Raw genomic sequence first — 22,273 nt, 5'->3', positions numbered from 1 at the left:
CCGCGCCGCAGAATCGGAGATCCGCCCGACAGGCCGGGTCGAGGCAACGCCGATCAGGCGCGCGGGCTCAGCAGGAAGCGGTTGAAGGATGCTGTCAGTTCGTGGTCGACGGGCAGTTCGACGTCGTCGATCGCGACGATCGGCACGGCCAGGCGCACGCTCGACAGCAGCCACGCGGCCTCCGCGGTCGCGAGGCGCTCGGCCTGGATCGTCTCGTACGCCGTCTCGTGGCCGAGGCTGCCGAGATGCTCGAACAGCCCGAGCTGAGTCGTGCCGTGCAGGATGCCGCCGTTGGGCGCCGGCGTGACGAACCGGCCGCCCTCCTTCAGCACCAGCGAGGCGGTCGGCGCTTCGAGCACGAACCCGTCGGATGAGACGAAGATCGCGTCGTCGGCGCCGCGCTGCTTCGCTTCGCGGATCGCCGCCATGTTGACGGCGTACGACAGGGTCTTCGCCCCGAGCAGGAGCCAGGGCGCGCGCGCGGGCGTGTCGATCGAGTAGCCGCGGTCGAGCGTCACGACCCGGATCCCCTGCTCGCGCACCCGCGTGTTGTCCGGTGCGGCACCGGCCGTGACCCACGCGGTCGGGGTGGGACCGTGCTCGATGCCCCGGCTGAGGATGAGCTTGATCACGCCCTCGCCGCGTGCAGGGCAATGCTCTGCGGCGGCGAACACCGCCTGCCGCCACTGCTCGCGGTTCGGAACCGGAAGAGCACACAGCTGCGCCGAGTGGGCGAGACGATCGAGGTGGGCGATGAGCTCCTGCGGGTGGCGGTCGACGACGCCGATCGACTCGAAGATGCCGTCGCCACGCTGCGTGCTGAGCTCGCCCACACTGAGCGCGGGGGCCGCCGTGTCGATCACGCGGAACGAGCCGGAGAAGTCGGTACGGAGATCATCGGATGCCGCGGGGTCGATCACGAGCGCGAAACTCAAGGCCATGCGTTCGAGCCTAGAGGTGGGAATGCGGGCACGCCGCCCTCGGTTACACTTGATCGGCCGGGCCGCAGTAACCCCGGGCTCCATCTTCTGCCGCTGTGAGCGGCCTCGCGCCGAGAGGCGTTCTGCGGCCCGGCACTCTCCTGTCCGGCATCGCTCGACGATCGCGCCCCGCGGTCAGGTCAGCGAGTCGCGGCGCCACAGCGCGGTGCACGCGGTCAGGTCAGCGAGTCGCGGCGCCACAGCGCGGCGCACGCCGTCAGGTCGGCGCCGTAGTCCGACAGGCGCAGCGCGCGCGTCGTGAACGCCGACGCCCGGTCGGGCTCGGTGAGTTCGTAGTCGTCCGCGAGATGGGTCGCCCCCGACGCCTGCACCCGGCAGAACGCCGCCGCGCGGTCGAGCGCCACCGCGAAGTCGCCCTCGAACAGTCCGCGCAGGATCTGGTCGATGAGGGCCACGAGCTCGTCGGGACCGGCTGGCGTGGGTGCCCCGGCGACCACGGCGTCCGCCGACGCGAGTTCGGCGCGGCCGCGCTCGTACAGCAGCGCCGCGGTGCGCGGATCGTCGTGGATCATCAGCTGCAGCAGGTACAGCCGCCACAGCGCGCCGGGGAGCGTCTTCGCCGGCGACCGCGACCAGAGCTCGGCGATGTCGTCGATGCCGTGCTCGTCGGTGAACGCGACGAGCCGGTCGACGACCTGCCCGTCCGGATCCTCGCGCACCCGCGCGAGGAGCGCATGCGCGGTGGAGTGGGCGACCCGCGATACCTCGGCCGGGTCCTCGGCGGCGAACAGCCGGTCGAAGAGTTCCGCGGGGCGCCTGACGGGCTTGTGGAAGTCCCTGGACTCGTCGCTCACCCGATCCAGGCTACCGGCCGCCCGTCACCCGATGGCCGGGCAGGGGCAACGCCGGCCACCACGACCGGTCTCGTCGCAAGATCGGAGATCCTGTCCGACACACCGGGGGACGGATGCCGCGACCCGGCGTGTCGCCGGCATCTCCGCCGATGCGCCCGTCGAACCGCGCACCCATGAGCGCGGGGGCGAGTGCGACGCCCTCCGGTGCCGCGGCCGCCCGGGCGGCCTCCCAGGGCAGGCACATGTCCGGCCGTCCGCTCAGGCCTGGTTGATGCGGACGTGGTTGCCGGCGGGATCACGGAAGGCGCAGTCGCGCGGACCCCAGTCCTGGGCGATCGGCTCCTGCAGCACCTCGGCGCCCAGAGCGCGCAGCCGCTCGAACGTGGCGTCGAGGTCGTCGGTGGTGAAGACGTAGGGTCCGGGACCGGAGCCCTTCACGACCAGGCGCAGCAGAGCGTCGGCGTCCTCGGGCGATCGGCCGGCAGCCGGATCCGATAGCACGACGGCGAGACCCGTCTGGCCCGCGAATCCGAAGCTGAGCCAGCGCGTTCCGTCGTACGAGACGTCGTTGACGATCTCGAGGCCGAGGCCGTCGCGGTAGAACGGGATCGCGGTCTCGACGTCGTCGACCGTGATCGGGCAGTAGGCGAGTGCAGTGGTGGTCATGGATGCCACGCTAGGCCAGCCCGGCCGGGCGGCGCTTCTCCGATTCTGCTCAGTCCCGCCGCCCATCCGACACGCCGCTCAGGCGTAGCGCGCCGGACGGGTGAGGATCTTCGCGACGCAGAGGGGCATGGCCTCGGCGGCTTCGTGCGGCCGCGCGCGGTAGGAGCTCGGCGTCTCGCCGACGATCTCGGTGAACGTCGAGCTGAACGAGCCCAGCGAGGTCGCGCCGACCGCGGTGCAGGCATCCGTCACCGACATCCCGTTCCGCAGCAGAGCCATCGCCCGCTCGATGCGCCGGGTCATCAGGTACGAGTACGGCGTCTCGCCGTAGGCGGCCTTGAACTCGCGCGAGAAGTGCGCGGGCGACATGAGTGCCTTCGTGGCCATCGTCGGCACGTCGAGCGGTTCGGCGTAGTCGCGGTCCATCAGGTCGCGCGCGCGGCGGAGGTGCGCGAGCGTCTGCGGAGTCTGCGAGGCGGCCACCACCTCACGCTAGCGCTCAGGCCGTCGGGATGGCTACGATCGGCTCGCCCGAGGGCTCGCCGTTCGGCGACCCGCCCTGCGGCTCGACCGTCACGGCGATCGTGTCGCCGGCCTGCATCTCTCCGTCGAGGATCACGGTCGACGGGCCTTCGGCGGGCTCGAACACACCCGCCGCCACCGGAGTGCCGTCTTCACGCACGAACCACAGCTCGAAGCTCTCGTCCTCGGAGATCTCGGGCAGCCCGTTCGACACGAGCACGACCTTGCCCACCGACTCCGCCCAGTGCGCGGTCGCGGTCCCGCCGTCCGTCAGTTCCACCGTCGCCGCCTGCGCGTCGGGAGCGGCCTCGATCTCGGCGAGCGCCGCGACTTCCGGCGGCCGGTTGACGTACTGGTTGATGGTGACGGCGCCGAAGCCGAGGACCACGAGGATGACGAGCGAGGCGGCGAGCGTCAGCAGTCCGCGGGTCCAGTTGCGACGGGAGATCGCCTGGATCGTCGTGGTCGTCGGGGCCGGTTCCACGAACGGCGCATCATTCATCGAGGCATCGCCAGGCAGCGCGTCGCCCGCCGGCGCGTCGCCCGCCGACGCGTCGCCCGGCAGCGGGGGCACCGGCGGCACGGGAGGCAGCGGCGGGGCAGAGGCCACCGGCTCGGCGACGGCTGCGGCTGCGGCATCCATCTCCGGCAATTGCGGCATGGTCGCCACCCGCGAGAGCAGCGTGGAGCGCAGGGTCAGCGGCGGCGCGGCATCGGGCACGCTCTCAGCGAGCGCGCCGGCGGTCTCCACGTCGGCGTCGACGAGCCGCACCCACTCGGGGTGCTCGGCGAGCGCCGCCTGAAACGCCCGGCGGTCTTCGGGCGACAGCGCGTCAAGGGCATAGCCTGCCGACAGTTCGGCGAACTCCTGCTCGTTCATCACGCGGTCACCCCCATCTCTGCTCTCAAGCGGGACAGCCCGTCCCGCATCCTCGTCTTGATCGTTCCCAGCGGTGCTCCCATCAGCGCCGCGATCTCGCTCTGACTGTATCCGCCGTAATAGGCGAGGGTCAGGGCTTCTCGCTGCGCGTCCGGCAACGTCGAGAGTGCCGTGGCGACCCTCTCTCCCTCGATGCGCAGCTCGGCCTGTTCTGCGACGCCGTCGTGGGCCACGTCGAGGTCGCGGAGACCGGCCCGCATGTCGCGGTTCGTGCTCGCCTGCGACGACCGCACGCGATCGACCGCCCGGCGGTGCGCGATCGTGAGCACCCAGGACCTGCCCTGCCCTCTCTTCGGAACGAAGCGCGAGGCGGATTGCCACACCTCGAGGAAGACCTCTTGCAGCACTTCCTCGCTCTGCGAGCGGTCGACGAGCACGCGCAGGATCAGCCCGAATGCGCGCGGCGAGAGCATGTCGTAGAGGCGGGCGAACGCGGTCTGGTCGCCGCCGGCGATGCGCTGCAGCAGTTCGCCGACATGGTCGATGGGCTCGGCGCCGTCCTCCGGCACGTCGATCCCGTCGATCACCATGTCCACCAGCATGCCCTACTCCCCTCGTGCACGTCGCAGCCCGCGCGGTGTGGTATCCGCCGTCGTATTCGCAGCGCCGCCGTCTTCGGATGGGTGGGAAGACGGTGAGCGGATGCCGCGGCGCAGGGCCGCGGCATCCGCTCTCGGGATTCCTTCCAATCCGATTCGCGACGGGCTTCCGAAGACCCCGTGCAGCCGCTCCTACGGTTCGCTCCCCCACACCGGGGACCTGCAGATCTCGGTCCACATGGACCTCACAGAGGAGGAAGTCATGTCACGCATCACCCGGAAGCGCGTCTCAGCGGGTCTGGCACTCGCGTTCGCCGCCACCTTCGCGCTCTCTGCCTGTTCGATGGGCAGCTCGACCGCCGAGCCCGCCGACGAGCCCTCGACTCCCGCCATGGAGGAGTCCGAGGAGCCCATGGAGGAGATGGACCCGGCCGCGAACCTGGTCGGACCCGGCTGCGCCGACTACGCGGAGGCCGTGCCGGACGGCGCCGGATCGGTCGAGGGCATGGCCGCCGACCCCGTGGCGACCGCCGCGTCGAACAACCCCCTCCTGACCACGCTCGTCGCGGCGGTCAGCGGGCAGCTCAATCCCGATGTGGACCTCGTCGACACCCTCAACGGCGACGAGTTCACCGTCTTCGCCCCGGTGGACGAGGCCTTCGCCGCGATCGACCCGGCCACCATCGAGGCGCTCAAGACCGACAGCGAGACGCTCACGTCGATCCTCACCTACCACGTGGTACCCGGACAGGCAGCGCCGGCCGACGTCGTCGGCACGCACACGACCGTGCAGGGCGGTGACCTCGAGGTCACCGGAAGCGGCGACGAACTCATGGTCAACGGCGCCAACGTGATCTGCGGCGGCGTGCAGACCGCCAATGCGACCGTGTACCTCATCGACTCGGTCCTGATGCCTCCGACTCAGTGACCGGGCGCCGGCTCGTCCGGCGTTCAGGGGAGGCGAGCCGCCGGTGCATGCGAGGTGCGCCGGCGGCTTCGTCGCGCTCTCTTGCACTTCGCACCCCGGATCGTCAAGAGGCATGTGGACCGAACGCGCGCAGGCGTAGCTTTGCGGGGAGTGCTGGGGCGCGCCGGAGGGGTGCGGCGCCGGCGCGGGAGGACCATGACTGACCTGCGGGAAGCCAGCGACCTCTCGACGGGTTCGATACTCGGCGGGCGGTATCGCCTCGAGGCGCGGATCGGCGAGGGCGGAATGGCGCGCGTCTTCCGGGCGGAGGATGCCGCGCTGCGGCGCACGGTCGCGATCAAGGTGCTGCGCGGTCATGTCGACGAGGTCGGCTCGGTCGCGCGCGCGCTGTCGGAGACGACGCTCCTCGCCTCGCTCAGCCATCACTCGCTGGTGACACTCTTCGACGCCCACGTGTCGGAGGATGACCCGAGCTACCTCGTCATGGAGTACGTCGAGGGCATCACGATGCGCGATCTGATCGCGGACGGGCCGGTGGATGCTGCGCAGATGGCGTCGATCACCGTCGACATCGCGGAGGGCCTGCACATCGCGCACTCCGCGGGCGTCGTACACCGCGACATCAAGCCGTCCAACGTGCTGCTGTGGGAGTCGCCGCTGCCCGGCCTGCGGTGGCGGGCGAAGCTCGCGGACTTCGGCATCGCGTACCTGCTGGACTCCCCGCGCATGACCAGCCCGGGCATTGCGGTCGGCACCGTCGCGTACATCGCGCCGGAGCAGGCGCGGGGCGAGACTCCTGCGCCGCCGGCCGACATCTACGCGTTCGGGATCATGCTGATCGAAGCGCTCACCGGCACGCGGCCGTTCGCCGACGCGGAGGGGATCGGCACCGTCATGGCCCGTCTGAGCTCCCCGCCCACCATCCCCGAGACACTCCACCCGGCATGGCAGGGACTGCTGCGCGGAATGACATCGACGCAGCCGCAAGACCGGCCGACCGCGCTGGAGGTGGCCCTCGCGGCTCGACGGCTCGCCGAGAGCGACGATGCGGCGATCCAGCCGGCCGACCAGCCGACGATGGCCATGACACCGCCGACGGACCGGACGGCGATCCTCCCCGCAGCGTCGGCCGCACCGGGCTCGGGCGCGACGATGGCAGTTCCCGCGTCGGCGAACCCCCTCACGCCACGCGCGACCTCGCCCATGGCCGCGGCGACGGTCGCCCTTTCGGAGCACCCGAGCGGTCCGCTTCCGCTCGGGCGGTCGGCGGCGAGCCGGGCGCAGCGCGCGCGTCGTCGCCGTGTCGCAGTCGGTGTCGCCGTCGCGGTGATGGCGCTTCTCATCGCCGTCGCGGTGGGAGCGTGGGCGCTGTCGCTCGCCGGACCGCCGTCACCCGAACCGACGTCGCCCGTCGTGATCCAGCCTTCGGAGGAGCCGGCGGACGCACCGGCCGAGGAGCAGGAGCCCGCACCCGTCGATCAGGACGGGGACGACACCGACAACAGCGGTCCGGGCAACGGCGGCGACAACGGCGGTGGTGGCAACGGCAACAGCGGCCCCGGCAACAACAACGGCAACGGCAACGGCAACGGCAACGGCGGTGGCAACGGCAACCGCGGTCCGGGCAACAACAACGGCAACGGCTGATCGCCGCACCGAGGGGTGCCGTGCGGCAAGTAGGCTGGGACGCTGAGGGCCTCTAGCTCAGTCGGTAGAGCATCGGACTTTTAATCCGCGGGTCGTGGGTTCGAGCCCCACGGGGCCCACCGCACGCGCACATCCGCACTTCTCATCCGCGGGTCGTGGGTTCGAGCCGCACGGGGCCCACTTCACTTCGGTCAGCGCGCTGCGCCGCGTCGGCCCGCCGCCATCGACTCAGTCGGACAGAGCCCGTGCCATCTCCAGCTCACGGCCGTTCTGGCCGTCGATCGTGCTCCCGGTCGCCGTGAAGCCGAGCCGTCGATACGCCGCCTGCGCTCTCGCGTTGTCCTGGTGCACGTCGAGCAGGAGCCGGGCGCACCCCTGGTGGCGCGCCCACTCCGCTCCGGCGGTCATCAGCGCGTCGACGACGCCGTGCCCGCGATGCGACGGACTGACGTAAACGGCGACGGCGAGCGCGGTGCCTTCCTCGCGCACGCGGCCGAAGTGGTCGGGGACGGACGGCTCGGGGATGAGGATGGTGAGGGTTCCCACCCACGCCGGTCCCGCCTCGGCGATGAACTGCGCCGCCGAGCCCGACAGCGCGGCCCCGATCGCTCGCGCCTCCCAGAAGTCGGCCGGCCGCACGACGGCCTCGTCGTACGACTCGAGGAACGCGATGCCCGCCGCCGGATCCTGCAGCGCCTCGAGCCGGAGGGCGCGCAGGCGGTTGCCGTCGGTCGCGAGGACGCGGCGGACGTGCGGGTCAGACACCCGACTCGACGAGCTCGGCGCCCGCGTGGGCGAGCTCGGCGAGCGACGCCTCGCTGCTCTCGGGCGCGACGCCCGCGACGAGGTCGGTGAGGATGCGCACGTGGCGGCCGTGCTCGATCGCGTCGAGCGCCGAGGCGCGCACGCAGTAGTCCGTCGCAAGGCCCGCCACGTCGACGTCGACCACGCCGTGCTCCTCGAGGAGATGCGCGACGGTCAGACCGTCATCGGTGGTCCCCTCGAACAGCGAGTAGGCGGGCACCCCCTGGCCTTTCTTCACGTGATGCGTCACCGCGGCGGTGTCGAACCCCGGGTCGTACTCGGCGCCCTCGGTGCCGCTCACGCAATGCACCGGCCAGGTGTCGACGAAGTCGGGCTCAGGGTGGAAATGGCCGCCGTTGTCGTTGTCTCCGTCATGCCAGTCGCGTGACGCGACGATCACCGCGTACTCCCCCGCGTGGGCTTCGAGGAACCGGGTGATGCGCTCGGCGACGGCGTCTCCGCCGTCGACTCCGAGCGCACCGCCCTCGGTGAAGTCGTTCTGTACGTCGACGATGAACAGCGCTTTGCTCATGGCTCGAGCGTACGCCGGTACTCCTCGCGCGTCAGCGGGTGACCGTCCTCGGCGAGCACCTCCGCCGAGGTCTCGGCGGGCACGGCCTCGTCGGACGATCCCCTCGTCCCGGCCGTCGCCGCTCCCACGAGTTCGGGCTGCGGCATCCGCTCGCGCTTCTCAGGGCCGTTCCGCCAGAGCTTCGACGGCCACCAGATCGCGCGGCCGATGTCGTACGACAGAGCCGGCACGAGCAGCGACCGCACGACGAACGTGTCGAGCAGCACGCCGAACGCGACGATGAATGCGATCTGCGCCAGGAAGAGGATCGGGATGACGCCCAGCGCGGCGAACGTCGCCGCGAGCACGAGTCCCGCCGATGTGATCACTCCGCCCGTCGCGACGAGCCCGCGCAGGATTCCCGGCCGCGTGCCATGCACGAGGGACTCCTCGCGGACCCTCGACATCAGGAAGATGTTGTAGTCGACGCCGAGCGCGACCAGGAACACGAAGCCGTAGAGCGGCACCGCGGGATCGGCTCCGGGGAAGTCGAACAGGCCGTTGAAGACGAGCGCGCTCACGCCGAGGGCCGTCGCGAACGACAGGATGACCGTCGCGATGAGAATGACCGGCGCCAGGATCGAGCGCAGCAGCAGCATGAGGATCAGCAGGATCACCACGAGGATCACCGGGATGATGACGGTGCGGTCGCGGATCGACGTGTCGTTCGAGTCGATGTCGGTCGCCGTCTCGCCGCCGACGAGCGCGGTGCCTGCGCCCAGCACCTCGTCGAGGTCGGTGCGGATCTCGCGCACGGCGTCCTCGGCAGCGATGGAGTCGGCGGCGTCGTTGAGCGTGCCGATGACGAGCACGTCGCCGTCCGCGACAGTCGGTTCGGGCGCGGGGGTTCCGGGCGGGCCGACGGCGGTGAACACCGGCTCGCCGTTCTCGACCTCGACTGCCGCCTGGCCGGTGGGCGAGTCGTCGGATGCCACGGCCACGGACTCGATGCCGTCCGCCGCCTCCAGGGTCTCGATGGTCACGGCGAGGTCTTCCTCGGGCACGATGACGTACATCGGGCTGCCCGAACCCGCCGGGAAGTGCTCGGCGAGCACGTCCTGGCCGTCACGGGCCTCAGACGTGCCGAGCACCAGATCGCTCGACGGCACGCCGTCGGCCTTGAGCTGCGTGAGGCCGAACGCGCCGATCAGCAGCACCAGCGTGCTGACGATCCAGACGGCACGCGGGTGGCGGGAGATGAAGCGCGCCTGGCGCGGCCACACCCCCTTGACCGGCTGGGTCAGGTCGTCGGGGATCGTCGCGATCGGCTCCTTCGGGATGAAGGGCCAGAAGGCCGCCCGGCCCACCAGCGCGAGCAGCGCGGGCAGGAACGTCAGCGCCGAGAGCACCGAGAACGCGATGCCGATGGATGCGATCGGGCCGAGGGCGCGGTTGGTCGCGAGGTCGGACAGCAGCAGGCACAGGAGGCCCGCGATCACGGTGCCGCCAGAGGCGAGAATCGGCTCGAACGCGCCCTTCCACGCCGTGACGACGGCATCCCACCGTTTCCTGCCTTCGGCCACCGCCTCGCGGAACCGGGCGACGTACAGCAGGGCGTAGTCGGTGGCGGCGCCGATGACGAGGATGAACAGGATGCCCTGGACCTGACCGTTCAGCACGACGATGCCGGCCTTCGCGAGCCACCACACGGTGAGGAGCGCGACGCACAGGGCGAACACCGACGTCATCAGCACGAGGATGGGCAGCACCGGCGAGCGGTAGACGATCACGAGGATGATGAAGACCGCGATGAGCGCGACTGCCAGCAGCAGCCCGTCGATGCCGAGGAAGCCCTCGACGAGGTCGGCGGTGAAGCCCGCCGGGCCCGTCACCCATCCCTCCATGCCGTCGGGAAGGTCTTCCGCGACCAGCGCGCGGATCTCGGCGACGATCTCGCCTACCTCGCCCTCCGCGTCGATCGGGACGAAGATCTGCGCCGCTTCGCCGTCCTCCGACGGAATGGGCGGCGAGACGTCCTCCAGCACGCCGTCGAGCGCGGCGATGTCGTCGGCGAGCGTCTGGACGTCGGCGAGCTGGTCCTCGCTGAGGTCGCCCTCCCCCGTCACGACCACGACCGCCGGGATGCTGTCGCCGCCGAGGAACTCGGGCAGACGCTCGTTCACCTGTGTCGCGTCGGCGCTCTCGGGGAGGAACGACGAGCGGTCGTTGCTCGACACCTCGTCGACTTTCCCGAAGTACGGACCGCCGAGCGCCCCCACGACGATCCAGACGAGGACGAGAACGGCAGGGATGCCGACGCGAAGCCACCGCGTGGGCTGTCGGTCGGTGCGCTGAGAGGTCGACATATCGCTAGTTTATCTAGTGAAATTGGATGCTGGCGACCATCTTTATGCTGAGTTCGATGATTTCGGCCGTCCTCGCCCTTCTCGGTGCCCTCATCTACGGTGCCGCGGACTTCTGCGGAGGCCTCGCCGCGAGGCGCCTCCGCTCCATCGCCGTGACCGCGATCGCCGCCCTGTCGGGGCTCGCCGCCCTCGCGATCGCCCAGCCGCTGCTCGGCGGAGCCTGGCGTTCAGCCGATGTCGCGTGGGGTGCACTGGCGGGCGTGTTCGGTGTCGTGGCCGTGGTCCTGCTGTACGCGTGCCTTGCGATAGGGCCCATGAGCATCCTGTCGCCGCTGACCGCGGTGGTCTCGGCGATCGCACCGATGCTGTGGGGCCTGCTGGTCGACGGCGAGATGCTGTCCCCCGTCGCCTACGCCGGGCTCGGCGTGGCTCTCGTCGCCGTGGTGCTCGTGGGCTTCATCCCGGGCGAGAAGGTCGTGCGTCCGAGCACGCGCGGGCTGGTCATGGCCGTCGGCGCGGGCGCGGCCATCGGGGGATTCCTCCTCGTCGTCGACCAGACCTCCACCGGCAGCGGGCTCGTGCCGCTTGTGATGAGCCGCGCCACCTCGGCCGTGCTGACCCTCGCGATCGTCGCGGCGATGGCGGTCGTCGCCGTGCGCCGTGGGCTGCCCGCGGCATCCGTCCTCACTGCGTCCGCACCGGTCATCGGCGTCACCCCGAGCGGTCACGCCGACCTCGAGCACGCGTCGACATCGACGACCGCCGTAGGTTCGCCGACGTCTTCCCTCGCGCGGGCGTGGTGGCTGGCCATCGTGTGCGGAGTGGTGGATGCCGCCGCCAACGCCCTCATGCTGGTGGCGCTGCGCGAAGGAGACCTCTCGATCGTGTCGGCGCTGACGGCGCTGTACCCGGCGGGCACGATCCTGCTCGCCGCGCTGGTGCTGCGCGAGCGCGTCGCCGGGGTGCAGTGGCTCGGGCTCGCCCTGGCGCTCGTCGCGGGCGGGATGCTCGCGCTGGGCTGACGGCGGCGGATCCGCCGCCTGGGCTCAGCCGCGTGTGAACAGCAGGATCATCGACGTCGCGAGCGCCACGACGCCGAGGCCGAGCAACCCCAGCGAGAGATAGGCGACCGCACGGACCGCGGGCGATCCCTGGGTCAGGCGCATCCGGCCGCGGCCACCGCGACGGTAGTAGATGTCGGCCATGCTCTTGCCGGCCAGCGCTCGCTCCTGCTCATGCGTGAGGCGCGCCTCGTTGACGCCGCCGTCCTCGTCGAACCAGCGCACCACGCGGCCGTGCTCACCGTCGTCGAGCACGCCGCGGGTGGGCAGCCAGGTGCCGTCGAAGAGGTACATCACCAGCGCGACGCCGGCCACGACCGCACCCAGCCCGAACCCCACCCAGGAGAAGATCTCAGCGACGGCGTCGATCGTGGCGTCCATCGGTCCTCTTCGCGTGGTGAGGGTACGAAGAAGGCCCGCCAGAAGCGGGCCTCTCCCGTGTGAGCCACCTAAGGGAATCGAACCCTTGACCTATTCATTACGAGTGAATCGCTCTGCCGACTGAGCTAAGGTGGCGCGCTTCGCTTGCGCGATGCACGATCAACGATCTTACAGGAGCCGGGGGGCGCTCGCGAACACGCCCCCGGCCGGCGGGTGTCGACGTGTTACGACGCGATTCGGCGCCCGATGGAGCCCGACGTACCGTCGATGGCGTACCGCGACGCAGCGAGCGCGGTCCGCCGATCGTGCTTGTGGTCCACCCCCGTCGCGGCCTTGACGCACAGGAGCAGACATGTCCAAGAAGATCACGATCGCAGCCGCCGCGGCCCTGCCTCTCGCCCTCCTCCTCGCCGGCTGCGCCGGCGCGAGCGCCGAGACGGGTGGCGCAGGTGACGCGGGCACCGACGAGGTCGTCCGCATCGGGGTCGTGGGCGCCGGCGACCCCTACTGGGAGACGTACAAGGAGGCGGCGGCCGCCGAGGGCATCGCGATCGAGCTCGTCGACTTCAGCGAGTACACGCAGCCGAACCCCGCGCTCTCTGCCGGGGAGCTGGACCTCAACCAGTTCCAGCACGTGATCTACCTCGCGACCTACAACGTGGCCGGCGACGACGATCTGCAGCCCATCGGCGCCACGGCCATCTACCCGCTCGGCCTGTATTCGTCGCAGTACGACTCGGTCGAGGACATCCCCGCAGGCGCCACGGTGGCTGTGCCCAACGACGAGAGCAACCAGGCCCGCGGCCTGCTCGTGCTGCAGTCGGCCGGTCTCATCGAGCTGAAGGACGGCGGATCGATCTTCTCGACCGTCGCCGACGTCGAGCCGTCGTCGAAGGTGAAGGTCGAGGCGCTGGACGCCGCCCTCACGGCCACGTCGCTGCCCGACGTCGCCGCGGCGATCATCAACAACGACTTCGTCGGCGACGCCGGCCTCAGCTTCGAGGACGCGATCGCGGTCGACGACCCGTCCGACCCGAATGCCCTCCCCTACGTCAACATCTTCGCCGCGCGGGCCGAGGACGCCGACAACCCGACCTATCTCAAGCTCGTCGAGATCTACCAGACCACGCAGGACGTGCTCGACGGGGTGCAGGAGGCCTCAGGCGGCACCGCGGTGCTGCTCGACACCCCCGCCGAGGACCTCGTGACGTCGCTCCGCGACGTCGAGGAAGACATCCGCGCCAACCAGTAGGCCCGTCGCGTCGTGCGGCCCGTTCGATGCGAGCGGGCCGCACACGCACGTCTCCAGGAAGAACCATGAGCCTCATCCGACTGAGCGGCGTCTCCAAGACCTTCCCGCCCCCGGCCAAGGACGCGCCACCGGTGACCGCCGTCGACGCCGTCGACCTCGAGGTCGCCGCGGGCGAGGTGTGCGGCATCATCGGCTACTCCGGCGCCGGCAAGAGCACCGTGCTCCGCCTCGTGAATGCACTCGAGACGCCGACGAGCGGCACCGTCACGATCGACGGCCGCGACGTGACGCGGCTGCGCGAGCGCGAACTGCGCGAGCTCCGCGGCGACATCGGCATGATCTTCCAGCAGTTCAACCTCTTCGACTCCCGCACGGTCGCCAAGAATGTCGCCTACCCCCTCGAGATCGCGGGGCGGCCGCGCGCCGAGATCGCCGCGCGGGTCGACGAGCTACTCGCCTTCGTCGGCCTGGCCGACAAGGCCCGCAATCACCCCGAGCAGCTGTCCGGCGGCCAGAAGCAGCGCGTCGGCATCGCCCGCGCCCTGGCCACGAGCCCGCGCATCCTGCTCGCCGACGAGGCGACGAGCGCGCTCGATCCTGACACGACGCAGGAGGTGCTCGGACTCCTCCAGCGCGTCAACCGCGAGCTGGGGATCACGATCCTCGTGATCACGCACGAGATGGACGTCATCCGCACCCTCGCCGACCGCGTCGTCGTGATGGAAGGAGGGCGCGTCATCGAGAGCGGGGAGGTCTTCGACGTGCTCTCGGCGCCGCAGCATCCCTCCACCCGCCGATTCGTCTCGAGCATCATCGAGGACGTCCCCGCCGGTGCGCAGCTGCGTACCCTCCGCGACCGCCACCCCGGCCGGATCGTCACCTTCACCGTGCGCGACGGCGACGTCACGCAGGCCGACGTGTTCGCCGCGCTCTCCGCGCACGGTGTGCGCTTCGAGCTCATCCACGGCGGGATCAACGACATCCGCGGCCGTGTGTTCGGGCATCTGACCCTTTCGCTCGATGGGGATCCGGCAGCCGTCGACGCCGCGATCGCCGCAGCGTCGGCGTTCGCGCCGCTCATCGAGGAGGACATCCGTGGATAGGCTCATCGACCTCCTCCCCGAACTCTGGGCGGCCACCGCCGAGACGCTGTACATGGTCACCGTCAGCCTCGTGCTGGGCGGCTTCGGCGGTCTCGTGCTCGGCGTCGCCCTCTACGCCACCCGTGCGGGCAGCCTGTTCCCGAACCGCGCCGTGTTCGGCACCCTGAACGTGATCGTCAACACGGTCCGCCCGATCCCATTCGTGATCCTGCTCACAGCGCTGCAGCCGCTCGCCCGCAGCGTCGGCATCCCCGGGATCGGCACCAACTTCGGCGTTTTCGTGATCTCGATCGCGTCGCTCTTCGCCATCAGCCGCATCGTCGAGCAGAACCTGCTCACCGTGCGTCCCGGTGTGATCGAGGCCGCCCGCGCAGCGGGTGCCAGCCGGTCGCGGATCCTCTTCCGGCTCATTCCGCGTGAGTCGCTGGGGCCGCTCATCCTCGGCTACACGTTCATCGTGGTGGCCCTCGTCGACATGACGGCGATGGCGGGCGCGGTCGCGGCCGGCGGGCTCGGCGACTTCGCGATCGTCTACGGCTTCAAGCAGTTCAACCCGTGGGTCACGTGGGCTGCCGTGGTGGTCATCATTATCATCGTGCAGGGCGTGCAGTTCCTGGGGAATGCCCTGGCCCGCCGAGTGCTGCGCCGATAGCCGAGCGGATGCCGGGGCGCCCGGTCAGTCGCAGGTGACGTCGCCCTGCGGGACCGTGCCCTCGAGCAGGTACGCCTCGACGGCCTCGTCGACGCAGGCGTTGCCCTTGTTGTACCCCGTGTGACCCTCGCCCTCGCGGGTGATGAGCACGCCGGACGCCAGCTGGTCGGCCAGCGACACCGACCACTCGTAGGGCGTGGCGGGGTCGTTCGTGGTGCCGATCACCAGGATGGGCGCGGCGCCCTCGGCGGCTATGGGCTCACGGACGCCCGTGGGCGGGTACGGCCAGTCGTCGCACGGGTTCGCGCCGAACCAGTACGGCGCGACCGTGGGGGCCTCCTCGGCGAGCCGCGCGCGGGCCGCGGTGATCTCGTCCGGGGTCGCCTCGGTGGGGTAGTCCATGCAGTTGTACGTGCGGAACGCCTCGGTCTGGTTGCTCAGGTACTCGCCGCCCTCACGGTCGTAGTAGAAGTCGGCGAGGAGGAATGCGGTCTCGGGGTCGCCCTCGAGCGCACCCTGCAGGGCGAGCGACAGATACGGCCAGCTCTCCTCGGCATAGAGCGCCGCGACGATGCCGGTCATCAGGGAGTCGGCGCCGAGCTCGCGGCCATCGGCCGCCGGGAGCGGGTCGCGATCGACCCCGGCGAGCAGCGTGCCGAGATCGGCCATCGCCCCGTCGACGGTGCCCCGGAACGGGCAGTCGCTGCCCTCGAGGCAGTCTGCCATGTATGCCCGCAGTGCCGACTCGAAGCCGATCCCCTGCACGATGTCGACCTCGAGGTTCGAGATCGCCGGATCGACCGCGCCGTCGAGCACGAGACGGCCCACCTTCTCGGGGAACAGCTTCGCGTAGGTCGCGCCCAGGAAGGTGCCGTAGCTGTAGCCGAGGTAGTTCAGCTCGCGGTCGCCGAGGACCGCGCGCAGCAGGTCCATGTCGCGCGCGCTGTTCTCGGTCGTGATGAACGGGATGATGCCGTCACTGTTGGCGTCGCACGCCTCGGCGAAGGCCGCATGCCGCTCGCGCAGCTCTTCGGCCCAGGCATCCGTCCCCCGCCCGTTCTCGGGGATGTCGAACAGGTACGCGTCCATCTCGGGAGCGTCGAAGCAGCGGACCGCGGTGGACTCTCCCACGCCGCGCGGGTCGAAGCCGATGACGTCGAACTGCTCGCGCACCGGCTCGCCGACGGCGTAGGCGAGCGAGTCGCGGATGAGGCCGACGCCGCTGGCGCCCGGGCCGCCCGGGTTGGTCAGGAGCGAGCCGATGGCCTGGCCGTTGGTCGCACGGCTGCGGATGACCGACAGCTCGATCTCGCCGGCGGACGGGTCCTCCCAGTCGAGGGGAGCGGTGACCGTGGTGCAGTCGAACCCGTCGCCGCACGTGCTCCAGTCGAGCTCCTGCCCGTAATAGGGCAGGAGGTCGGCTGCCACGCCCTCGGTGTCGGGAGCAGGGCTCTCGGTCGACGGCGGAGCCGAGGTGTCGGGGATCATCGTGTACAGGCACCCGCTCAGAGCGAGTGATGCCGCCGCCAGGCCGGCGACGATGGCGATGACGCGGCGAGCGCGGCGCGGAGTGTTCACGGAGTCCTTCCGCTCGCGACAGTCACGAGCATGCTCTCGAGGGCGAGCGTGGGCGCGGCGTTGAGCTCGACGTTCTCGCGCGTCACGCCGATGCGGTCGACGACCGTGAGCGTGCGGTCGACGGACCAGGCGCCCGCGAGCGACCGCAGGTCGGGCTCGAGCTCGCGGTTGATGAGGTCGGCGTCGCGCCCGAACTGCAGCATCAGCACGTCGCGGAACATCGACTCGAGGTCGGTGAGCACCCGGTCGATGCCGTCGCGCAGACTGCGCGTCGCCCGGCGCTTCTGGTCGTCTTCGAGCGCCGAGAGCTGCGAGCGGACGGCCGGCGGCACGGCGGCGCCCTCGGCGATGCCGAGCGTGCGCAGCAGCGCGGTGCGCTCGGCCTCGTCGCGCTCGGCGGTGAGGGCCTTGGCGTCTTCGGTCGCCGCCTGCACGATGCGGCCGGCGACCTCGACCGCGTCGCCGACTCCGCGCACGTGCAGGACGGCACGCAGCGTATCGTCGCGGCGGGCGCGGGCCGCGGCATCCGTCGCCAATCGCTGCGCCATGCCGATGTGACGCTGCGCGTGCCGCGCGGACTGCTCGGCGGTCGCGCTGTCGACTCCGGTGCGCTCGACGATGAGGCGCGCGACATCGGAGATGCCCGGCTCGCGCAGGCGCAGCGTGCGCACGCGGGAGCGGATCGTCGGCAGCAGGTCGGCGTCGCTCGGAGCGCAGAGCACCCACACGGTGCGCTCGGGCGGCTCTTCGAGCGCCTTGAGCAGCACGTTCGAGGTGCGTTCGGCCATGCGGTCGGCGTCTTCCATCACGATCACGCGGTAGCGGCCGAGCGAGGGCGAGAAGTACGACCGCTCAACGAGCGCGCGGGCGTCCTTGATCGAGATGATCACGCCCTCGGTGCGCAGCGCCGTGAGATCGGGGTGGGTGCCGGCGAGCACCTGGCGCATCGCGTTCTCATCGCCGGGCTCGGCGATGAGAACCGCGGCGAACGCGTAGGCGAGCGTCGAACGGCCCGAGCCGGGCGGGCCGGTGATCAGCCAGGCGTGGGTGAGCGAGGCGGGGTCGGATGCCGCTTCCTTCAGCGTCTCGACCGCGGCGTCCTGCCCCCAGACGGCTCCCCAGGGAACCTCCGCGAGGGCGCTCGAGGGCGCCGTGCCCGCTGTGGATTCCATGCTCGTCAGCCTAGTAGCGGGGAACGACGGTGCCGCCCGGCCAGCCCGGTCAGCCCAGGAGTCCGGCGACGCGGTCGCGCACGGCCGCCGTCAGCTCGGCGGCCGGGAGCGTCGCGTCGAGCACGAGGAACCGGCCGGGCTCGGCGGCCGCGAGGGCGAGGAACTCTTCGCGCACGCGCACGTGGAAGGTCTCGCGCTCCGCCTCCAGCCGGTCGAAGGGCTTGTCGTCGGCGTCGAGGCGCTGCCGGGCGACCATGGGGTCAAGATCGAGGAGCACGGTGAGGTCGGGAAGCAGGCCCGCCGTCGCCCACAGCGAGAGGTCGCGCACCTCGTCGCGGCCGAGCACCCGGCCGGCGCCCTGGTAGGCGATGGACGAGTCGAGGTAGCGGTCCTGGATGACGACGTCGCCGCGCTCGAGTGCGGGGCGCACGACGGTCTCGACGTGATGCGCGCGGTCGGCGGCGTAGAGGAGCGCCTCGGCGCGCGGCGCGACCTCGCCCCGGTGGTGGAGCACGATGTCGCGGATGAGCGTGCCGACCTCGGTTCCTCCCGGTTCGCGCGTGCGCACGACCGCGTGCCCGGCATCCGTCAGCCACTTCTCCAGCAGCGACGCCTGCGTGGTCTTGCCCGCGCCGTCCCCGCCCTCGAACGTGATGAAGAGTCCGGGGTGCCCTGCAGCGGTCACTTCTTCGCCGGGGCCTTCTTGGTCGCCTTGCGGGTCGCGCGCTTGGGCGCCGGTCCCTTCGCGCGCTTGTCGGCGAGCATCTGCACGGCGATCTCGTAGGTGATGTCGTCGGGCGTCTGGCCGCGCGGAATGGTGACGTTCGTCACGCCGTCGGTGACGTACGGGCCGAATCGGCCGTCCTTGACCTTGATCGGCTTCTCGCTGACCGGGTCGTTCTCGAACTCCTTCAGTGCGCTGCTCGCGCCGCGGGAGCCGTACTTCGGCTGCGCGTAGACGGCGAGCGCCTCGTCGAGAGTGATGTCGAAGATCTGCTGCTCGCTCTGCAGCGTCCGCGAGTCGGTGCCCTTCTTGAGGTACGGGCCGTAGCGGCCGTTCTGGGCGGTGATCTCGGCCCCGGACTCGGGGTCGACGCCGACGACGCGCGGCAGCTCGAGCAGGCGCAGCGCGGTCTCCAGGTCGATCGTGTCGACCGACATCGACTTGAACAGCGAGGCCGTGCGCGGTTTGGGCGCCGCCTCCTTCTTCGCGCCGCGCTTCTTCGGTGCCGGCTCGGGCTCGGGCGCCTCGACGATCTCGCCGGTGGCCTCGTCGACCTCCTCCGCCGCGGGCGGGTCGGCCTCCTGCACGTACGGGCCGAAGCGTCCGTCCTTCACGATGACGAGCTTGCCGTTCGCGGGGTTCTCACCGAGCACGCGGTCGCCCGCCACGGGGGCGTCGATGAGCTCCTGTGCCTTGACGGGTGTGAGCTCGTCGGGCGCGAGGTCTTCGGGGATGTTGACGCGACGGGGTTCGCCGTCGGGCTCCTCGGCGTTGGCGACCTCGAGGTACGGACCGTACTTGCCGAAGCGGAGCGTGGCCACGTCGCCGATGGGCGTGGAGTTGAGGGCGCGCGCGTCGATCTCGCCGAGGTTGTCGACGATGTTGCGCAGACCGACCTGCTCTTCCGAGCCGAAGTAGAACTGCTTCAGCCAGTCCTCACGCTTCTGCTCGCCGCGGGCGATGGCGTCGAGGTCGTCTTCCAGGGCCGCGGTGAAGTCGTAGTCGACGAGGTCGGCGAAGTGCTGCTCGAGCAGCCGCACGACGCTGAACGCCAGCCAGCTCGGGATCAGCGCCTGGCCGCGCTTGGTGACGTAGCCGCGGTTGAGGATCACGTCGATGATGCTCGCGAACGTCGAGGGACGGCCGATCCCCTTCTCCTCGAGTGCCTTGACGAGGCTCGCCTCGGTGTAGCGGGGCTTGGGGCTGGTGGAGTGGCCCTTGGGTTCGACGTCCTTCAGGCGCAGCACGTCGCCGACCGCGAGCGCAGGCAGCGCCTGGTCGTCGGCCTTGTCGGCATCGCCGCGCTTCTCGTCCTTGCCCTCTTCGTACGCCTCGAGGAAGCCCTTGAAGGTGTACACCGTGCCCGACGCCGTGAACTCGGCACGGCGTCCGCCGGCGTCGACGGCGAGCGTGACCGTGGTGGTCTCGTACTTCGCATCCGACATCTGGCTGGCCATGGTGCGCTTCCAGATGAGGTCGTACAGGCGCAGCTCGTCGCGGTCGAGCTCGGAGGCGACGGACGCAGGTGTGCGGAAGGTGTCGCCCGAGGGGCGGATCGCCTCGTGGGCCTCCTGCGCGTTCTTGCTCTTGCTCGCGTAGGTCCGCGGGTTGAGCGGCACGGCCTTCTCGCCGTACATCGCGACGGCCTGCTCGCGCGCCGCCTGCACGGCCTGCGTGCTGAGCGCCGTCGAGTCGGTGCGCATATAGGTGATGAAGCCCTTCTCGTAGAGACGCTGGGCGACGCTCATCGCGTGCTTGGCGCTCATCGAGAGCTTCCGGCCGGCCTCCTGCTGGAGGGTCGACGTGGTGAAGGGCGCCCGCGGGCTGCGGGTGCCCGGCTTGGCCTCGACAGCGGAGACGGATGCCTCGGCCGCGGCCTCGATCGCGGCGGCGAGCTCACGGGCGGCCTCCTCATCGAGGACGACGACGGCCTTCTTCAGCTGGCCGCGGTCGTCGAAGTCGGTGCCGCGCGCGAGGCCGGCGCCATCGACGCGGGCGAGGCGAGCGGCGAAGGACTCTGCGTCCTTCATGGCCTGCGTCTCGATGTCCCAGTAGGAGGCCGAGACGAACGCCATCCGCTCGCGCTCACGCTCGACGACCATGCGGGTCGCGGCGGACTGCACGCGTCCGGCGGATGTCCCCTGCTGCACCTTGAACCAGAGCACGGGGCTGACGTCCCAGCCGTAGAGACGGTCGAGGATGCGCCGGGTCTCCTGCGCGTCGACGAGCGCGAGATCGAGCTCGCGGGTGTTCTGCACCGCGGCCTGGATCGCGTCCTTGGTGATCTCGTGGAAGACCATGCGCTTGACCGGGACCTTCGGCTTCAAGGTCTCGAGCAGGTGCCACGCGATGGCTTCGCCCTCGCGGTCTTCATCGGTGGCGAGCAGGAGCTCGTCCGCCCCCTTCAGCGCGCGCTTGAGCTCGGCGACCGTCTTGCGTCCCCGATCGCTCTCGACGTAATAGGGGTCGAAGCCGTTGTCGACGTCGATGGAGTACTTGCCGTACGCCTGCTTCTTGTCGGCCGGGATGTCCTTCTTGTCCGCGAGATCGCGGATGTGCCCGACCGAGCTGAGCACCTCGTAACCATCGCCGAGGTAACCCTGGATCGACTTCATCTTCGTCGGAGACTCGACGATGACGAGCTTCTTGCCTTCTGCCAACGGGGGCGTCCTTTCTTCGTCGCAAACCATACACGCCAGTTCCCGGAGTGGTCGCTGTGAGTCGTCGTCAGGGCGGCGGCCCCGCGCGCGCCGACGCGCCGGCCCGGAGGACGCCGAATCGGACCGAGACGGCGACGGTGGCGACCAGTCCGTCCAGGTCGCAGGCGTCGAGCGCGACACCGGCAGCCGCGGCCAGCTCGGCCGCGCGGTCGCACGGCACTCCGGCCGCCGCACCGGAGGCGGCATCCGCCGCGGCGAGCGCGGCGGCGTCGGCCGCGCCGGCGACCCGCTGCCCGACGACCGACGCCGATGCCACAGATGCCAGCCCCAGCATGATCGCCGCTGCGGCACCGATCAGGCCGGCCGCCGCCGCGGTGCCGGGCATCAGAGACCGCCGGCGAGCCCGCAGCTCGTTGCGGCGAGCGTGAGAGGGAGCGCGGTGCCGACCGTGCCGGTCACGCACACGAGGTCGCCGCGCGGCTCGATCGAGGTCGTGGCTCCGGGGGCGACCGACGCGACCGCGGCGCGCACGCGGTCGGCCGGCTCGCCCCGTGCCGCGAGACGCGCCGCGTCGGCGACGGCGTCCTGCAGTCGCACCTGCCGAGCACCTGCCCCCAGGACGCCTACGCCGACGACCAGCACGACGATGACCGCCGGCAGCGCGACCGCGAACTCGGCGACGACCGACCCGCGATCGTCGTCGGGTCTGCGGCGGATCACGCGACCGTGAGAGCGCGGCGGATGAGTTCGGTGAGGATGCCGCGCACCTCGTCGCTGCGCATGATCACGACCAGCAGTCCGGCGAAGGCCACGGCCGCCATGGTGGCGATCGCGTACTCGGCGGTGGCCGCGCCGGTGTCGTCGGCGTGCGTGTCGGCGAAGAGCTTTGCCGCGCGGCGGGCAGTGAGAAGAGGAAGGGTCATGAGGTCTCCTGTCGTGGGTGTGCGTGGGGTGGGCACAGGCGGGTGTCGT

Annotated in this window: 23 protein-coding genes and 2 tRNA genes; 7 read left to right on the top strand and 18 right to left on the bottom strand. The window is 70.8% G+C overall.

What is annotated here, in order from left to right:
- Positions 1–53: 53 nt before the first annotated feature.
- From MK786_RS04940 to sigK, 6 genes are all read right to left on the bottom strand, one after another.
- Positions 54–941 (bottom strand): aminodeoxychorismate lyase, encoded by an 888-nt coding sequence (locus MK786_RS04940; RefSeq protein ID WP_241111121.1) that lies wholly within the window; start codon positions 939–941, stop codon positions 54–56.
- A 215-nt stretch (positions 942–1,156) separates the two neighbouring features.
- Positions 1,157–1,795, bottom strand: coding sequence for a DNA-directed RNA polymerase subunit beta (locus MK786_RS04935; protein ID WP_241111120.1), 639 nt, complete (start codon positions 1,793–1,795; stop codon positions 1,157–1,159).
- A gap of 258 nt (positions 1,796–2,053) precedes the next feature.
- Positions 2,054–2,461, bottom strand: a complete 408-nt coding sequence (locus tag MK786_RS04930) for a VOC family protein (protein WP_241111119.1) — start codon at positions 2,459–2,461, stop codon at positions 2,054–2,056.
- A 78-nt stretch (positions 2,462–2,539) separates the two neighbouring features.
- The gene (locus MK786_RS04925) at positions 2,540–2,887 is read right to left on the bottom strand and encodes a helix-turn-helix transcriptional regulator (RefSeq protein WP_241111345.1); all 348 of its coding nucleotides are present in this window, start codon (positions 2,885–2,887) and stop codon (positions 2,540–2,542) included.
- A gap of 73 nt (positions 2,888–2,960) precedes the next feature.
- Positions 2,961–3,863 (bottom strand): anti-sigma factor domain-containing protein, encoded by a 903-nt coding sequence (locus MK786_RS04920; protein ID WP_241111344.1) that lies wholly within the window; start codon positions 3,861–3,863, stop codon positions 2,961–2,963.
- Positions 3,863–4,465, bottom strand: coding sequence for an ECF RNA polymerase sigma factor SigK (gene sigK, locus MK786_RS04915; RefSeq protein ID WP_241111118.1), 603 nt, complete (start codon positions 4,463–4,465; stop codon positions 3,863–3,865). The genes MK786_RS04920 and sigK overlap by 1 nt, the downstream gene beginning before the upstream one ends.
- 259 nt (positions 4,466–4,724) lie before the next feature.
- On the opposite strand from sigK, the gene MK786_RS04910 reads away from it, so the two are divergent.
- From MK786_RS04910 to MK786_RS04900, 3 genes are all read left to right on the top strand, one after another.
- On the top strand, positions 4,725–5,390 hold the full coding sequence (locus MK786_RS04910) for a fasciclin domain-containing protein (RefSeq protein ID WP_241111117.1): 666 nt from the start codon (positions 4,725–4,727) through the stop codon (positions 5,388–5,390).
- Between the two features lie 195 nt (positions 5,391–5,585).
- On the top strand, positions 5,586–7,037 hold the full coding sequence (locus MK786_RS04905) for a serine/threonine-protein kinase (RefSeq protein ID WP_241111116.1): 1,452 nt from the start codon (positions 5,586–5,588) through the stop codon (positions 7,035–7,037).
- Between the two features lie 46 nt (positions 7,038–7,083).
- Positions 7,084–7,156, top strand: a tRNA-Lys gene (locus MK786_RS04900).
- A 109-nt stretch (positions 7,157–7,265) separates the two neighbouring features.
- Here the strand turns inward: MK786_RS04900 and MK786_RS04895 are convergent.
- Genes MK786_RS04895 through MK786_RS04885 form a run of 3 tightly spaced genes read right to left on the bottom strand, consistent with a single transcriptional unit; the run spans position 7,266 to position 10,718 of the window.
- The gene (locus MK786_RS04895; RefSeq protein ID WP_241111115.1) at positions 7,266–7,802 is read right to left on the bottom strand and encodes a GNAT family N-acetyltransferase; all 537 of its coding nucleotides are present in this window, start codon (positions 7,800–7,802) and stop codon (positions 7,266–7,268) included.
- Positions 7,795–8,373, bottom strand: a complete 579-nt coding sequence (locus MK786_RS04890) for an isochorismatase family protein (RefSeq protein ID WP_241111114.1) — start codon at positions 8,371–8,373, stop codon at positions 7,795–7,797. The genes MK786_RS04895 and MK786_RS04890 overlap by 8 nt, the downstream gene beginning before the upstream one ends.
- Complete coding sequence (locus MK786_RS04885) at positions 8,370–10,718, bottom strand: efflux RND transporter permease subunit (RefSeq protein WP_241111113.1); 2,349 nt, start codon at positions 10,716–10,718, stop codon at positions 8,370–8,372. The genes MK786_RS04890 and MK786_RS04885 overlap by 4 nt, the downstream gene beginning before the upstream one ends.
- A gap of 56 nt (positions 10,719–10,774) precedes the next feature.
- On the opposite strand from MK786_RS04885, the gene MK786_RS04880 reads away from it, so the two are divergent.
- A complete protein-coding gene (locus MK786_RS04880) occupies positions 10,775–11,740 on the top strand; it encodes an EamA family transporter (RefSeq protein ID WP_241111112.1) in 966 nt (321 codons plus the stop codon).
- Positions 11,741–11,764: 24 nt separating this feature from the next.
- Here MK786_RS04880 and MK786_RS04875 read toward each other — a convergent pair whose 3' ends face one another.
- The gene (locus tag MK786_RS04875) at positions 11,765–12,160 is read right to left on the bottom strand and encodes a hypothetical protein (protein WP_241111111.1); all 396 of its coding nucleotides are present in this window, start codon (positions 12,158–12,160) and stop codon (positions 11,765–11,767) included.
- 62 nt (positions 12,161–12,222) lie between these two features.
- A tRNA-Thr gene (locus MK786_RS04870) sits at positions 12,223–12,295 on the bottom strand.
- Between the two features lie 217 nt (positions 12,296–12,512).
- On the opposite strand from MK786_RS04870, the gene MK786_RS04865 reads away from it, so the two are divergent.
- The 3 genes from MK786_RS04865 to MK786_RS04855 all read left to right on the top strand — a co-directional run bounded on the left by MK786_RS04865 (position 12,513) and on the right by MK786_RS04855 (position 15,167).
- A complete protein-coding gene (locus MK786_RS04865) occupies positions 12,513–13,412 on the top strand; it encodes a MetQ/NlpA family ABC transporter substrate-binding protein (protein WP_241111110.1) in 900 nt (299 codons plus the stop codon).
- A gap of 65 nt (positions 13,413–13,477) precedes the next feature.
- Entirely contained in the window at positions 13,478–14,515 is a 1,038-nt protein-coding gene (locus tag MK786_RS04860; protein WP_241111109.1) for a methionine ABC transporter ATP-binding protein, read from the top strand.
- The gene (locus MK786_RS04855; RefSeq protein ID WP_241111108.1) at positions 14,508–15,167 is read left to right on the top strand and encodes an ABC transporter permease subunit; all 660 of its coding nucleotides are present in this window, start codon (positions 14,508–14,510) and stop codon (positions 15,165–15,167) included. The genes MK786_RS04860 and MK786_RS04855 overlap by 8 nt, the downstream gene beginning before the upstream one ends.
- 24 nt (positions 15,168–15,191) lie before the next feature.
- On the opposite strand, the gene MK786_RS04850 is transcribed toward MK786_RS04855, so the two are convergent.
- From MK786_RS04850 to MK786_RS04820, 7 genes are all read right to left on the bottom strand, one after another.
- Positions 15,192–16,745 (bottom strand): alpha/beta hydrolase, encoded by a 1,554-nt coding sequence (locus MK786_RS04850; protein WP_241111107.1) that lies wholly within the window; start codon positions 16,743–16,745, stop codon positions 15,192–15,194.
- Entirely contained in the window at positions 16,742–17,917 is a 1,176-nt protein-coding gene (locus tag MK786_RS04845; RefSeq protein ID WP_241111106.1) for a DNA polymerase III subunit delta', read from the bottom strand. Before MK786_RS04845 ends, MK786_RS04850 begins: the two co-directional genes overlap by 4 nt.
- A 49-nt stretch (positions 17,918–17,966) precedes the next feature.
- Positions 17,967–18,602 carry a dTMP kinase gene (tmk, locus tag MK786_RS04840; protein WP_241111105.1) on the bottom strand — a complete coding sequence of 212 codons (636 nt, stop codon included), beginning with the start codon at positions 18,600–18,602 and terminating at the stop codon, positions 17,967–17,969.
- Entirely contained in the window at positions 18,599–21,301 is a 2,703-nt protein-coding gene (gene topA / locus MK786_RS04835) for a type I DNA topoisomerase (protein WP_241111104.1), read from the bottom strand. Before topA ends, tmk begins: the two co-directional genes overlap by 4 nt.
- 67 nt (positions 21,302–21,368) lie before the next feature.
- Positions 21,369–21,686 (bottom strand): helicase, encoded by a 318-nt coding sequence (locus tag MK786_RS04830; RefSeq protein ID WP_241111103.1) that lies wholly within the window; start codon positions 21,684–21,686, stop codon positions 21,369–21,371.
- Positions 21,686–22,021 (bottom strand): TadE family type IV pilus minor pilin, encoded by a 336-nt coding sequence (locus MK786_RS04825; protein WP_241111102.1) that lies wholly within the window; start codon positions 22,019–22,021, stop codon positions 21,686–21,688. The genes MK786_RS04830 and MK786_RS04825 overlap by 1 nt, the downstream gene beginning before the upstream one ends.
- Entirely contained in the window at positions 22,018–22,224 is a 207-nt protein-coding gene (locus tag MK786_RS04820) for a DUF4244 domain-containing protein (RefSeq protein ID WP_241111101.1), read from the bottom strand. The genes MK786_RS04825 and MK786_RS04820 overlap by 4 nt, the downstream gene beginning before the upstream one ends.
- Between the last annotated feature and the right edge of the window lie 49 nt (positions 22,225–22,273).

Origin of the sequence: Microbacterium sp. CFH 31415, assembly GCF_022538185.1 — a bacterium.
Lineage (GTDB): Bacteria > Actinomycetota > Actinomycetes > Actinomycetales > Microbacteriaceae > Microbacterium.
This window is presented reverse-complemented; position numbering and strand designations above follow the sequence as displayed.